This window comes from Paenibacillus sp. PDC88, from assembly GCF_900106725.1.
GTDB classification, from domain to species: Bacteria; Bacillota; Bacilli; order Paenibacillales; family Paenibacillaceae; genus Paenibacillus; species Paenibacillus shunpengii.
This window is the reverse complement of record NZ_FNNT01000021.1, coordinates 1-15,302: the sequence shown is the minus strand read 5'-3', so window position 1 is coordinate 15,302 and position 15,302 is coordinate 1. Positions and strand designations below refer to the sequence as shown.

The 15,302-nt window shown below is 46.0% G+C and carries 11 protein-coding genes; 1 reads left to right on the top strand and 10 read right to left on the bottom strand.

What is annotated here, in order from left to right; all coding sequences use genetic code 11:
* Window positions 1–345: 345 nt before the first annotated feature.
* The 5 genes from BLW49_RS27805 to BLW49_RS27785 form a co-directional block, all read right to left on the bottom strand.
* Window positions 346–1,311 carry a 2-hydroxyacid dehydrogenase gene (locus BLW49_RS27805; RefSeq protein WP_076314025.1) on the bottom strand — a complete coding sequence of 322 codons (966 nt, stop codon included), beginning with the start codon at window positions 1,309–1,311 and terminating at the stop codon, window positions 346–348.
* A gap of 14 nt (window positions 1,312–1,325) precedes the next feature.
* Window positions 1,326–2,159, bottom strand: a complete 834-nt coding sequence (locus tag BLW49_RS27800; RefSeq protein WP_076314024.1) for an AraC family transcriptional regulator — start codon at window positions 2,157–2,159, stop codon at window positions 1,326–1,328.
* 76 nt (window positions 2,160–2,235) lie between these two features.
* A complete protein-coding gene (locus tag BLW49_RS29420) occupies window positions 2,236–4,134 on the bottom strand; it encodes an FAD-dependent oxidoreductase (protein WP_305728154.1) in 1,899 nt (632 codons plus the stop codon).
* Window positions 4,131–4,937: a hypothetical protein gene (locus BLW49_RS27790; RefSeq protein WP_090728109.1), complete on the bottom strand. Its 807-nt coding sequence runs from the start codon at window positions 4,935–4,937 to the stop codon at window positions 4,131–4,133. The genes BLW49_RS29420 and BLW49_RS27790 overlap by 4 nt, the downstream gene beginning before the upstream one ends.
* 169 nt (window positions 4,938–5,106) lie before the next feature.
* The gene (locus tag BLW49_RS27785; RefSeq protein WP_076314021.1) at window positions 5,107–5,994 is read right to left on the bottom strand and encodes a helix-turn-helix domain-containing protein; all 888 of its coding nucleotides are present in this window, start codon (window positions 5,992–5,994) and stop codon (window positions 5,107–5,109) included.
* A gap of 162 nt (window positions 5,995–6,156) precedes the next feature.
* Between BLW49_RS27785 and BLW49_RS27780 the strand changes: the two genes are divergently transcribed.
* Window positions 6,157–7,302: a Gfo/Idh/MocA family protein gene (locus tag BLW49_RS27780; protein WP_090728107.1), complete on the top strand. Its 1,146-nt coding sequence runs from the start codon at window positions 6,157–6,159 to the stop codon at window positions 7,300–7,302.
* Between the two features lie 75 nt (window positions 7,303–7,377).
* Here BLW49_RS27780 and BLW49_RS27775 read toward each other — a convergent pair whose 3' ends face one another.
* From BLW49_RS27775 to BLW49_RS27755, 5 genes are all read right to left on the bottom strand, one after another.
* Window positions 7,378–8,121, bottom strand: coding sequence for a phytanoyl-CoA dioxygenase family protein (locus BLW49_RS27775; protein ID WP_076314019.1), 744 nt, complete (start codon window positions 8,119–8,121; stop codon window positions 7,378–7,380).
* A gap of 188 nt (window positions 8,122–8,309) precedes the next feature.
* A complete protein-coding gene (locus BLW49_RS27770) occupies window positions 8,310–8,666 on the bottom strand; it encodes a hypothetical protein (RefSeq protein ID WP_090728105.1) in 357 nt (118 codons plus the stop codon).
* A gap of 41 nt (window positions 8,667–8,707) precedes the next feature.
* Window positions 8,708–12,541, bottom strand: coding sequence for a sugar-binding protein (locus tag BLW49_RS27765; RefSeq protein ID WP_256209961.1), 3,834 nt, complete (start codon window positions 12,539–12,541; stop codon window positions 8,708–8,710).
* Between the two features lie 50 nt (window positions 12,542–12,591).
* Complete coding sequence (locus BLW49_RS27760; protein WP_256209960.1) at window positions 12,592–14,349, bottom strand: right-handed parallel beta-helix repeat-containing protein; 1,758 nt, start codon at window positions 14,347–14,349, stop codon at window positions 12,592–12,594.
* A gap of 360 nt (window positions 14,350–14,709) precedes the next feature.
* The gene (locus BLW49_RS27755; RefSeq protein WP_090728104.1) at window positions 14,710–15,234 is read right to left on the bottom strand and encodes a riboflavin kinase; all 525 of its coding nucleotides are present in this window, start codon (window positions 15,232–15,234) and stop codon (window positions 14,710–14,712) included.
* Window positions 15,235–15,302 lie beyond the last annotated feature (68 nt).

Below are 15,302 nucleotides of genomic sequence, written 5' to 3'. Positions count from 1 at the left end.
ATTAATATAACATGCAGAAACCGATTAGTTATATACCTTATCGCTGATCGGAACATTTTTTTGTCCCTCCATACCTTTTTCCAGTACCCAAATTCCGTTTTTTAAGCTTTTATTTGACCATTGTGCCAAACAAGCGATTTGAATTCGGCCTCCTACTGAGCTTGAAGAGTATGATATAATTCAGTCGATTCCGTGAATGAAAACAGGGGGCAGTTACCATGCGGCAATCTGCTCCCTGTATATTAGGCTAAAGTTTCCCGTTAACTGTGACATAGCGGTCAAATTAATGTGGAATTCTCGTGGTGCATCAATCTTCCCCAAGCTAAAGCAGTAGTTTACTCGGTGTTAATCGTTCACCAAGTGTTCCGGCCGTTGTCCAAGTAATCCGCGAATTAAATTATCCGCAGCTAACTCAGCCATTAACGTCCTGGTGCGAATGGAAGCACTGCCAATATGGGGCAGTGTGACTACGTTCGGCAGCTTGAGCAGCGGATGATCCATCCGGATGGGCTCTTGCTCGAATACATCTAAACCGGCAGCCCAGATCTCGCCCTGCGTCAACGCATCATACAGGGCCTCCTCGTCCACGATTCCTCCACGCGCGGTGTTGATCAAGACAGCCGTGGACTTCATCAGCTCCAGTTCTCGCTTCCCAATAAGATGATACGTCTCATCGCTCAACGGAGTCATCAAGCATACGAAATCGGACTGGGTTAGAAGAGCATCCAACTCTGCGTATTCTATGCCGTTCTCCTGCTCTGCATCAAGCTTGCGACTCCGATTAAAGTAGAGCACCCGCATATCGAATCCCTTCGCCCGTTTCGCCAACGCTTGGCCAATCCTTCCCATCCCGATGATTCCCATGGTCGCTCCATATATATCTTGTCCCGTCAGCTGCATGGGAGACCAGGTTTTCCATTCGCCTTTCCGTAGATATTGGGAAGCCTCCACAACCCTTCGCGAGGTCGCCATTAATAAAGCAAAGGTTAAGTCCGCCGTAGTCTCCGTAAGCACACCCGGGGTATTCGTGACCATAATGGCTCTGCTGCTGGCTTCGGCCACATCAATGTTGTTGTAGCCGACGGCCATGTTACTAACCACCTTCAAACGGTGCGCTTTCTCTAACAAGGGCTGATCTATTGCTTCGGTAAGCAAGCACAGCAAGCCTTCGACATCCTTAACCTTTTGCTCTAACACATCTCTGGGAACAGGGATCTCTTCTTCGTCCCACAGGTCCACTTCACATATCAATGCAAGCTTGTCCAGTGCACTGGATGGAATTTTCCTTGTAATAAAGATTTTAGGCTTCATTTTAATCAACCCCTTTATCCCTTGCGATAATCCCTCGGTGATAAGCCCACTTCCCGCGTAAAGAGCTTGGAGAAATATAGCGGATCTTCATAGCCAATATCACGCGCAATCTCCGAAACAGGAGCGAATCCATTGCGCAGAAGCATCTTGGCCTTCTCCAGGCGCACTTTATGTAGGTATTGAACATAGCTGTATCCTGTATATTTCTTAAATAATAGAGAAAAATAACTGACCGACAAGGAGCAATATTGTGCCATTTCTTCTCTGTTTAATGGTTCTCTGAAGTGTTCATGTACATGCTCCATAGCACGGTGAATCGAGTGCTCTGCCCTTAATTCAGATAATGGCTTAGACGCCTGCATACCTTCCAGTTGATCCAATAAACGAATAAGAAAATTACGGGAGCGCCACTCATACCCCGGCCCCTTATCCTTCCACAGCTGAAGCAGCTGCCGAAACTGCTCTTCTGCCCGCGTCACACTCTCTAACTCAAGCACATGCGGAAGCCGCAAAGAAGTACGAGATACCTTGGAAATTAACTCTCGTCCTTCCCACTCCATTAATCGATAATCGAAATGCACAGCAATATATAATAGCGGATTACTTGACTCCGTAGTAAACTTCAATCGGACACCAGGCGGAGAGACGTGATAAAAACACCCTTTGCGCAGCTTATAGCTCTCATCATTAATCTCCAGTTTCCCTTCGCCGTTGAAGACATACCCCATATTACACATTCGTGTCAAAGGGATTTCCACCTCATATTGGTGATTGCTCCAGTGCTCCTTATCCCGAATCAAAACATCGATAACTCTCGGCATAAACCGATTCATGAAATCCTGATCCATCCCTGCACCTCCAACCCTGATTTAATAGGAAAAATGGCCTTTCCCTATTATAAGAGATAAAGCCATTTGATTCCTATTAAATCCAATGCTGGACTCGCTTTTCGTAAATGTAATTAACCCGGTCATTCATATTTTTCTTCAAAAATCCATTCGCTTCTTTAATATGAGTTTTTAGAGTAATGACTAATTCTAATTCAGGGTCGGCGAGCCGATTAGTTAACAACTCAGTCACTTGACTTCTCCATTTCGGGAAAGCATCCGCGATTCGAATGGCAGCTATCATGGAGAAAGAGAAGAACTGGAAATATAACTCCTTGAGATCAAAAATGAATTCATCATTGCTTCGATCTACATCCATTTTATCAATGAAAGCCTCACTTCGTATGAAAGAGAGCAGCTCTGGCATGATGTCCTGATCCTCTAGCCGGCCCAACAAATAAATGGCTGCAAATACATGAGGTTGATTGAACTTACGGCTAGACTTTGGCACATAGAGATCTCGGCTATATACCATCTCCCGCAGCACAGGCAAACAAACAGAATCTCCGATCAAACCAAGTGCCAACGCACAGTTTTTACGAAGCAAGCCGTAATCCTGCTCACCCATCCACTCCTGTAAGGTTCCCCTCATCTGATCTCCCAACCGCTTAGCAGACCAGATAGCAAAGCCCGATTTATCCGAACTTAAGGCAACCTTTATCTCTTGCGGATCGTTCAGCCACTTCATAGCGGGGACAGCTAGCTCTTCATTCGATTCTTGCGGTGTCATCTCCTTGAATTCAGGTCGGTCTCCTGCTCTCATGCACCCGGTCTCGAGCTGCAGCTCTACCAGCTGTTCATAGGAAATCTCTCTGATTGGAACTTCCTCCGAAATGGACAGATAGGCCATATTCGCAGCGGTCTCCCCGCATTTCTCCATATCCCGCTTCTGCCTTATGGCAGAGGCGATGTCATGATCAAGCGAAATACAGCGGCCAGCGGCCAGCAACCCGTCAAATCCTCTTGGGATCAAGGCCTCTCTAGGGATTGGAACGTTGAAGCAAGGACCGAACAAGCTTGCTGCGACAAGCCAATCCTGCTGGGTATTGCTTTCGAACGCCATATCCTTCCCATGGTTATCCAAGTTGGAGAAGCCTTGAAATACAGGTTCCCTTGTCACCCGGCCTTCAAGAAAATCTGAGAAGGTAACTCTCTCCTCCCCCACGATATTGCGACTTTCACGTATACCTAGCAGCTGACAGATCTTCAGCAGCATTGATTCTGCATCATAACGCTCTTGCAAATGGGTACCTAACAGATTCGATTCGAAGATCGCACGGGTCACATCCTCCGCCTTACTGATATCCATGTAGCCTGAATCCGTATAGAAGTTGCCTACTTTATGATTAGGGTACAATCTCATCTGCACATTGGAGAAAGGCTGGCAGGTCCCATCCATTTCCCTGCCCATATCGAAGGAGCAGCCAGCCAGCTCACAAACCTCCGCATTTCCGGTACTATCGATAATGAACTTAGCTGAAGTCTGATGAACACCCTTCGGTGATACCCAACGTAAACCCTTCACCGCCTGGCCCTCCAGGTACACTCCTATAACATAAGATTCGTATTCGACATCGACGCCTGCCTTCATCGCTTCGGAATCCATTACCCAGTTTTTAATCTCGGAATGCACACCTAGGAAAGGTACGAAATCATCTTGCCTCTGGTAAGCAGCCACTTGACTGTCTATGGATTCAAAAACCCCGCCTCGATTGCCATAGTAATAGCCTACAACACCACCTGTCGTCCCTGTCCCTCCCATGCAAGAGAGCTTCTCAAGCCCTAGCACCTTCAATCCTCTTTGGGCTGCACGAATAGCGGCCATGGATCCCGCCGTACCGAGGCCTACTACGATAACGTCATAGTGATCCTCGAATACGCCCTTACTAGCAGATGGCGTAATCACCCCAGCATGTTTCTCCATTAAACGCATCATCGTCTACCCCCAATCTCAAAGTTGTATCCCTGATCATAGGCTTCCAGCGGATTCGCATAATAGGCGGAAGGCAGCCAGTCCCATCCTGGTTGAATCGATGCTTGCATCGTATCAAGCTCTATATCGAACTCATCTGCGTGCGTCACGAATGAGCAGTGACGCAATGGCTCCGGACGATTAAGCCAAAAATCGAACAATTTGCTTCTTGCCGTTATCCAGTCATCCATTGGATCTACAGCGAATTTCAACACCGTTTCGTTCGGGAAGCGCCCTTGGTATATCGTGTACGCTGAAGATTCCTCTGAGTGATGAGTGCCGAAGGTACCGAGCAGCATCATATTCAGGCTCTTGGTCTTTACACAGCCCTGACCATTCCTAGTGACACACTGCGAAGTCGTGTCCACCAGACGGTCAGCAACGAAATAACGAAATCCCGAGGCATCATAGCACACGACTTCGAATTTTCCGTCACGAAGGTGCACCTCCACAACTTGCGTCTGCATTCTCACATGCAGCTTCTGTCCGGTGATATGCTGGATCATCACCGGCATCATCCCCGGCAAATGAAGCCTTCCCTCCTCATCCGTTACATTCCTGAGGATAAGCTCCCTAAGCAGTTCAACACCGCTTGCAGTCACAGGCGTATACTTGCGGTCCGACAGCCGGAAGCTGCGAATGAATTCGTTCCCCACACCATTAGAAGGCTCGATAACCAAAACATCTGGGCCAAGACGAGAGGCAAGCCCCAAACCTAGGAATGAAGCGCCTATGATCACCGTTGATACCTGTTCGATCTGATGCAACCTTATCACACCCTTCTTCCCATACAAACATATGGATGATTTACTTTCGCTCACCTATGATTATACTCTCTTGTGGCATGGCCTCAATGGAGAAACCTCTATAAAACATGGTCAATTATCTTCTCGTTCCAGACCCTATCTTTTCTAACATGAAACTATCCAAGTAGTCCTACTTCATCCGGTAAATATTTTTAATATAATCGGTCGGCGACTCGCCCATCACCTTCTTGAACACCCGACTGAAATAATAAGGACTATTGAATTGAAGAGCATAGCTCACCTCCGTAATATTCATTGATGTGTTCTTCAACAATTCGGCCGCCTTCATGATACGCTGCCGTTCATGAAAGCAGAAGATGCTCGTCCCGAGCTTGGCTTTAAACAAAGTGCTGAGGTAGTTGTAGTTACGTTGAAATGTTGATTTTATTCGCTCTATATCCAGTTCTTCCTCACAGTGCTCCTCCAAATATCTAGCCAATTTCTGAACGAGCGCATCAGACTTGCCGGGAATATGACGCATGAGTGAGATGCGGTAGATCTCCAGGAACAGAGACATCGTCTCCAGGGATACATAGAGATGACGAAATGGCCGTGATGACGAATATAGCTCATAAAGCTCTCGGGCTTTTCTGTTCATGTGCGGGAATCCTTTGACATTCATCAACTTCGGCAGAACGACTGTACACTCGTACTGACTTTTTGAGAATAGTTGATCAGTAGGAGCGAACAGCATTTGATGAAGAGATGTTTGTTCCGTTGCCGGCAATTCAACCTGGTTATTCGGTGAATCGTAGAAGTGGATCCATAAGGTCGAAGTACCGGGAAGCGTTCCTTCGCCACCCCAATGATGAACACCTTTCTTCAAAAACATAATATCTCCGTCTCGCAGAATGTACTCCTTCCCATCCTCAACAACCTGCATTTGGCCTTGTATGCAATAAATACATACATGGTAGTCCGCAACACGTTCCGGATGTATCCATCGGCCTTGGGTATACGTCGTACCTATGTCGCGAACAAGCGGGTACTCGCTTCCCAGAAGTATAACCTCGTGCAAGACTCCACCCCCAATCTATGAGTCTGTTTTTTTTACTTACTTTCGACTTCATTAAAAACCTGAACAAAGTATATTTATTCTGCGAATCGGTTCATTCTCAACGGTTAAACGTTTCGTAATAATAGAATTATTCATAACATCAATAAAGGAGAGATCACCTATATGAACAACCAACAAGGCAGAAAATTACGGGTCGCGCTTGCAGGCCTTAGGTTTGGAGGTGCGTTTGCCCCGATCTATCATGCACATCCCGATGTAGAGCATGTAGCCATATGCGATCCGGACGAAACGCTGCTGCAACAGTACGGGGATAAGTTCGGCTTCGAGCGCCGTTACACGGATCTGCAAGAAATACTTCGTTCCGATGAATATGACGCCGTCCATTTAGTTACTCCGATTCCCATGCATGCGCAGCAATCCATAGCTGTATTGAATGCGGGCAAGCATTGCGCCTGCACTGTTCCTATGGCCACAACCATTGATGAACTGAAGGCTATCGTTGCGGCCCAGAAGCTCAACAACCGAAATTATATGATGATGGAGACTGCGGTCTATACTTATCAATTTTTGTATGCACAGGAGATGATGGATCGCGGCGAGTTTGGTCCGATACAATTCCTTCGCGGCGCCCATTATCAGGACATGGAGAATTGGCCTGCCTACTGGATGGGTCTTCCCCCGATGCACTATGCAACACACGCCGTTTCTCCTCTTCTGGCCATAACCGGTGCGCGTGCGACCAAAGTGCACTGCTTTGGCTCCGGTACGATGCGTGAGGAGCTTGTACAGCGATATGGCAACCCCTATCCGGTGGAGACGGCGATTTTCCAACTGGATAAGGAGCCGATCAGTGCAGAGGTCACACGTACTTTGTTCCACACGGCAAGAGCATATATGGAGAGCTTCAATATCTATGGGGAGAAAGCTTCAATGGAATGGCATATGGAAGATGAAGCGCCTATCCTGTTCAAGATGGGCGAGCTGGAGGAAGGCAGGGGCCGTAACATTCATACGGAACGTGTTGCTCCGCCTGCCCGTCCCGATTTGCTGCCTCCTGAGCTAGCTTATTACATTACGAATCAAGATGAGCTGGATCCGAACAACCCGCATCAATCCGTACTCCAGGGAAATGGCCATCATGGTTCCCATCCGCATTTGGTGCATGAGTTTATACGGAGTATCGTCGAGGATCGCAAGCCTCGTATCGACGCCGTGACTGCAGCCAACTGGACAGCTGCCGGCATTTGCGCGCACGAATCCGCCATGAAAGGCGGAAAGGAAGTACTGATTCCTTCGTTTGAGGAGTAACAGCAGAATATTTGGCACAAAAAGACGGCCTTAGCCCCGATACCAATGGACTAAGGCCGTCGATTTCGCCGCCTCCTAATAAAGCGGATACTTCTGACGCAAATCTTCACGATGAAGCACGCTGGAATCTTCGCGAATGTAATGACACACGTATGACCTCCGCCAACGATTTAAGCTCCTATTTTTGTTCGAGGAATGAATGAGCAGCTCGCTGAAGAACAGGATATCCCCTTTCTCCATCAGAACCGGTACCTGTTTTGTTGTATCTACCCCTTCGGTCTCCTCCGTCCAATGCTCGTGCTCCTCGATATTTTTTACAGCACCATGCGGAAGCAGGCCAAGCTTGTGCGTGCCGGGCATAACCCACAGACAACCATTCTCGACATCCACCGACTCCTCCATCGCGATCCATGCCGCAATCATCGTCATCGGATCATTCTTAATGTAATAGTAATCTTGATGAGCAGCTTGCCCCGGGGAACCCGGCTCTTTGTAGAAATACATGCTCTGCACGCATACGGCTTCCTTGCCCATCAACTGCTCCAGCGCTCCGCGAACGATAGCGTTTTTCATCAATTGCCTCGAGAAGCTGTCGTGTTTATGCGGGTTAAATAGACGAAGGGAATACTTCTTGCTCTCTTCGCAAGCTGCCCACTCCGGCATAGGCGATTGGTTCCGAATATCGTAGACGTGTCCGTTAAAGGCCTCGATTAAATCCTCCGACATGCCTTTCTTAAACAGAATAAATCCTTGCTCCCGGAACTGCTCGATTTGCTCATCCGTCAAAGGCTTGAGCGGCGGAATAAATGTCGTGTTCATCTCATTGTCTCCTTTGTTCGCTTGGTGTCTTTCATGCCTTAAGCATACGTCGACGCCTACTTCCGAACAATGGCTGCAATTCACCTTATTGTGTCTGTCCTTGATATTCGAGTATAAACCACGTTATAGGAATCGCCTTCCACTGTAACGGTCATCGATCCTGTGTGAAGCATCACGAAGCTGTTCATCTAATAAGCAACTGCAAACAGACTAAAGTGAGAAGTTGTAAACGTAACTTTCCCGGATGCGGTATCATATTTTCCAGATGGTAATTTGACAACCTTACCCTTGGCGTCAATATACCACACGAAGATATTCTCCGGTTTTTCCAATTCCTCAGCTGTTGGCTCGTAATCGACGGATACGGTTACGGGTGACTTGTTGTTTTTCCATGCGATTAATTGACCATCAACCCGTACGGAGAGATCCAGAACGGGCTTGCTGCCGATTCTTTCCTTCAATTCCTGCTTCAGGCCGGATGTATCTGCAGCTGTTATAACAATCTGTACGCTTGAAGCGTCTGCTAAATCATTCGCCTTCAGCATATCGTTAGATAATGTAATCGTACCAAGCTCCGACTGTACCGTCAGTGAGATCTTGCCATCGCCTTCCTTGACATTTGTGCCGGCAGGCTTTGACTATACGATTTGGCGTTAGCGATCGGGTTGAGCTTAATTCTTACGTTTTTCTCGCCTCTTGCATCGCTTTCCGCTTGCTTGAGCAAGTCGTCGAGCAGTTCCTGTGAGAGCTCCGCCTTGGCCGTATTACCTGTGAGGGTTGGTGTCAACTGAATCATAGAACCCTCCACAACCGGCGTCGGTGCTGGCCCCGGCGTTGTCGGAAGATCCCCCGCTTCAACAAAGGTTACATCCCCATACCACTCCGTGGATTCATGGGAATTAAAGCGTTGGTTGCTCCACATGGTTGCATTATCGCGGATGCCATCATCATTGTTGTCATCGCTTGCTCCAGCATCGAAACCAATAACTTTCCCGACGGAGCCTGTTATGGTTGTAAGCGGCAGCTTAGCTTCAATAATGTATCCGCCATCTACTACTTTCGCTGCTGAGGAGAAACTGCTCGCGTTAATGCCCTTACCGCGGGATCCCCCCGTTCTCAGATTCTCGTAATTCACTCGATAGTGACCGTCATCTAATTGAAATGCTGTCGAATTTCCATTGTTCTCATCCATGAAGAACTCCATGGAATCGTGTTCCCACAAATTCGCACCTCTGACACTTAGGTTGTCATCCTCAACCTCGGCCAGAACATAAAGATTATGTTCATCCCATAGCAAACGCATAGTTGCCATAGGCGCTGCCTTGGTAGGGTCACTGATCTTCATCGCCTGGAAGCTTTCTGTTGTTGACCAGATCTCGTCAATCTCGCCATCTAATTCCGGTGTTCCTTTCGATGCCTTTGCTTTCAGAATTTCATCCGGAATCGGCGTCTTAAACTCAATAGAGTCATCTACCAAGTATTCTGGATTATTATATTCAGTTTCATAGGCTCCGATATCAATTCTATTATTGGATCCGACTCCGGCATAAGGACGATCATTGCCTAAAAAGTCCTTTGAGAATGGAGAATCGATACCCACTTCATCTCCAAAACCTTCAGCAATCCGCGGCAATTTAGAGAATATCTCGCGTGTACCGGTATCGATTGCTGGTGAATCTGCTTGCAATGTGAAATCAAAACTGCCATTTGCCTGAGAAACATTTACGAATTTGGGATTGATAACCTGTTCATTCTGATCCAAGAACCGAACATTGCCGCCGTAAATGTTGTTGGCAAACATATTATTCCAGCCACTGTTTAGATTGGCATATTCACCCTCTTCATCCCTAGCAATCGAGATATTGTTTATCAAGATGGAATTGTCACTAGATTGAGCATCCATATTGGGATATTTCAGATGCGGGCTTCTACTGTTATGATATATCGTGTTGTTGATGACATGAACATTATTGCTTCTATAAATGTGGATACCACCGCCGCCATTGTTATAGACAATATTATTGAAAGCTAATTTCTTTCCGTAATAGCCGTCATCAACATCAAAGATAATGCCGTTGCCATCCGAATAGCCTTTGGTTTTTTCCCACTTCACTTTAGCTTCATTATCATAAATAATGTTATTGCTCATGATAATTTTGTAATCCGCCGTATTATCATCGAAAGACACATTGTTTATCGAACCCATGCCACTGGTTGCATGCATCGAGTACCAGCTGTTGCTGTGACTGATATTATGATCAAACCACATATAGTCGCCTGCTCCGCCAATGCCGCCGCCAGCCATATGATGGACATACGAGTTTTTGACAATGATGTGATGTCCTTTAACATTAATCCCATTGGTGTTGGTCTTTGCATATTCGGCCCAGTTCGAGCCGCCCGCTATTTTGTGCTCATAGTTTGCCTCTGCTTGCTCCAACGAAATGTTCATATTGTTGCCTTCGACTTCAAGTCCATCAATAATAATGTAATTCGCTTGAATATCGACCATATTCCATATGCCCGGAACGTTATCGGCCAGCTTAAGCTTGGGCTTGTTGTTAAAATCATAGGCTTTGTACGTAATATAAGCTGTTTCGCCCGTATTTTTATTTTTGGCGCCTGAGCGTGTAATCTTTAACCATTCACTTCCGTAGCTCGTGTTACTCGCTGTATAGGTACCCGGCATAATATATACGGTATCTCCCGGGTTTGTTAATGCTGCGGCCGTTTGAATGTTTTTGAATGCGGTTTCTGGCGTCAAACCATCATTGGTATCCAAACCCGAGGGACTAACATAATAATCCACAGGTTCTCCAATATAAGGAAAGTCAATATAATACTCTCCAGGATTCGGATTTACTACCGGCGCAGATCCAGCCTCATTGGAACCAGAAAGCTTAATGTTATCGACGATTACGGCAGTCTCCTCATGCGGCCCGTCCTTTACTTGCAGATAAAAGGCTTTCAGGCCGCTAGAGTAATTTTCATTTTTCATAGGTTCATTATTTACAATTTGGGTGTCATTAAGGTAGAGATCATAGCTTTTTGTATCGACATGAGCTATCATCTTTATCTTATAGGAAGTATTAATTTCCCAGTCCGTCCTAGCTGCCAACGCACCATTTGCGCTGTTGTCTGAACGAGCGTACATCTTTCCGTCCATACCAAATACGAGCATTGGATTATGAAGCGAACCGGAACCATTTACGAGATTAAACAAATAATTAGCCTTTTGATCTTTAAACATCAGGTTAGCTTCGATGGTGTAGCTATTCATGGAAACAGGGGTTGTCCAGCTGCTATGGAACGGAAATCCAATGGTTCCCGTACTTCGTGCAGGGATTGTAACCTGCGCCATCCGGTTGCCATTCTCTTCAGTTAAAGTAACAGCGGTATTAGAAGAAGGATCCACCGGTTTGCCATCTAATAATGGAGTAACCAGATTTGCTCCAACAGGAGTCGCTGCAATGACAGGATCTACATCATCTGCCTCGAAGGTTGTTGTTCGAAAGATTTGATCACCTATGACCGGAATGGACTCCGGATGGATTTCAATTCGATCAATATTGGGCATAGCTGCCGTTAGACCTGCTGCTGTTAATTTAGGCTCTATTTTTATCGAATTCGTTCCGGCATTTAAGGTAACATTCTTGATTTCTTGAAGCTGCCAATTACTCCAAGCGCCTGTACTTGCTCCCGTAAAACCTGGAACCTCTACATCATTTACTTTAAGATTTACGGGTCTGGCTCCGTTATCGGCATTATTATATCTGAATTTAAGTGTATAGCTTCCTGTTTCTGCAATAGAAATGTTATCCCATAGTAAGTATGCGGGCGGTGTTCTGCCGCCTGGAATAATGACATAGCCTGTACCGGAAAAGCCTGGCGCAGCAGCTGTGTTGGCTCCAAAAGTATGATTCACATGCGTTGTGCCATGACCCGATTCACCTTCAATAAATTTCGTGAATGGTGTGACATCCAGATAATCGACCAGAGGACCGCCTTTCCCCTCCGATGTCAGTAGAATGACATTAGTGCCGGGATGAAGCGTAACAATGGCGTTCAGATCGCTCCATACCGAGTTTTCTTGTGTTCCCTCTTGTCCCGTTGTAAATGAGGCAACTTCTTGACCGTTGACATGGAGCTTTACAATACCACTTGCACTGCTGCTGTATTTAATGTTCAAATTATAATTCGCATACACGGAAGCACTCACTGTATCCCAAGTGATGCTGGATGCTTCATTGGACATGTCCACGTAAACAGCATCTGTTACAGAAGCATTCTCTAGTATTGCAGCCTCCGCTTCGTATCGTTTGGACCCGCTGTCGGCGAACACCTTCTCCGCAGGCACAGCCGAATAAAATGAACTAATAAACAACGCGAATATCAAGATCTGTCCTACTATCCTCTTCACTTCGTCAACCTCCTGTTGTATTGAAATGATCTTATAGAAGTTCGGCACTATTATTCTACTGAGATATTGTCAATTCCGACCCAACCGCCTGAAGTCTGTGGTGCGGTAATGGATACTTTTATCGTGTCATTCGCATTCGCTGAGAAGGTAACCGTCGCCTTCTTGTACCCGCCGCCTGCAGCAACTGTCTGCGTACCTTTGGCTACACCGTTGACCTCGATGTTCAATTTGATGTTATCTGCAATATTCGTGGTTATATAAGCGGTTGCGGTATATGTTTTAGTTGCTGGTGCGGTTCTGGATTGCGATAATTTTGTGGCTGCAGTCGTGTCGAACGCCACTTTATGGGTTCCGCTATAAGTCCCATTTGAGACGACCGTTATCCCAGCAGCATTCTGCTCCTTGTCCCAGCCCGTCAAGCTGCCCCACTCGAAGCTGGGATTCCCGATTATATTTTGGCTTTCGTAGGCGCCACGGTCCGGCGCAAATCCTCTTGGACGCGAATTGTCGCTAAAGTCATGGTTCGGTGCTAGACTAGAAGTCCCGTTGTCGATCGCTTTCGAACCGATATGGACACGGAAATCTCCGGCTTCCGCATTATAGAATAACGGATCAGAGGTAATATCGTTCGGCCCGCTTACGGCAGGGGTTCCATTGTAATAAATATTGTAGTTATAATTCACATTGCTGTTATTGGAGTTCGACGTTATATGTCGCCCAGTGCGTGCATACATGATATTGTTGAACAAGTTAACATTTGTGCTGTCATGCGCGTATATTTCACCGTAGTTAAGCTGGGAGGCATTCTGATAGGACGTATTATTCATAATATCGACCCTTGCGCTGGAGTAGGCGTGAATGCCCGAACCCCCGTTGTTGTACGTAATATTGTTGGTCACCAGCGTCTTCCCGGTATACGGCGCCAATCTGCCATTCAGCTGCGTGTTTTTGTTGTCATCGATAATAATACCGTTGCCATCCGAATAATCTTCCGTCTTCACCCACTTAACAAGCCCTTTGTTGTTATACACCTCGTTGTTGCGTACGATGTTTTTATAATTACTGGTATTGTTATCCGAATTATAAGAGTGAAAGACGCTGATACCGCTATTTGCATAAACCGCGTACCACGCGTTGTTATAGACGTTATTGTTCTGGATGGTAATATAGTCGGATTCCTCTGTGAGGATGCCTCCGCCGGGCACATCGTGAACACTATTATTTTCGATAATGATATGACTGGGTTTTGCGCTTGTCGTACTGGCAGGCTTGACATTAATACCGTTCGTATTCGTTACAGCCATGTAATCCCAGTCAACCGTGCCGGATGGATAGTTCTGCAGATAATGATTATAACGCGCTTCTCCTTGACTAACGGTAAGGTTGGCGTTGTTTCCGGCAATTTCAAAGCCTTCTATCCGGATGTAGGATGCGCTTGCTACGAGGATGTGATTCCAGGCAGAATCCGTTGTCAGTTTCGGGCTGTGTCCGGGATAATTTTTGTACGTTATGTAGGCATTTTCATTCCCGGATCGAGTGACTTTTAAGACGGCTTCATTGTTTGTTTCGGAATAGGTTCCATTCATGACGTAGACGGTATCACCCGGATTAGTCCGGTCGGCCGCATATTGGATCGTCCGGAAAGGAGTCGAGGGATTCGTACCATACCCGCTGCTATTCTGGCCTGTCGGACTCACATAATACGCCGTATCCGCATGTGCTTTGTCTAGCGACGCCCCTAATAGGCTGGCGCTTATCAAACACATGGCTGCCGTGAATAGCTTAGCCAAACTTTTTTTCATCATCATGAATTCCTCCTTTTTGATTGAGCCTGCTGCGCCATCAAATGATGCCGCTTACAATTTTGTGCTTCTCATGACTCTTCTCACCTCCCGGATAGATTTCTGACGAGACTCTTTCATCATACTTCGTGTGCTCGAATAATCACATATTATAATCTTAAGATTGACTATGTTTGTTTAAGCAGTTTCATTAAAAAATGATGCTATACAACAATAGCCTGCTCCCGAGTCTTTAAGTACGGGAAACAGGCTATTGCCCTTTAGAAGGTTATTTCTCAGTTCGTAGAGAGCCTCCATTTGTTTCTAAAAAGATTACTGTCACATATATGAGAATCGTATTATCGTATTAGCAGATTCTTCATGATATCACTGTTTATTCAGTAAGTTTTTATGGCTAAAGTAATCTCTGGCGTGCTGTTCATCTAATTTCATTTGTATGATTAACTCGTCAAGATTGGCAAACGTAATTTCTTCCCTCACATATTTTAAAAATTGAAGTGATACATTCCGACCGTACAAATCGCCAGAATAATCTAATAAAAAGGCTTCAATAAAATAAGATTCTCCACCTACTGTAGGACGGTAACCAGCGCTTATTATGGCGTTATATTGCTCAGTCTCCCGATCTCCTTCAAATATTACTGAAGTCCCGAAATAGATTCCAGGTTTTGGAGATACATAGAGGTCAGCTTCCCCTCCAAGATTTATGGTTGGATAGCCTAACGTTCTTCCCAGTGCTTGACCATGTACCACGGTCCCTTTAATCGTATATGGGTGTCCATACAGTTGTATAATTCTCTCCATATCCCCCTGTATCACAAGCTCACCAAGGGATCGATTCTCAGGCGTCAATGGTTTCTTAATCGTAATCTCCTTATTAGTCATCATCATTGGCTCCTTTAAAATCCATATTTCGCTTCTTCAGCCTCTAGGATCTTAGTGTAAGTCTCCGCTAATAC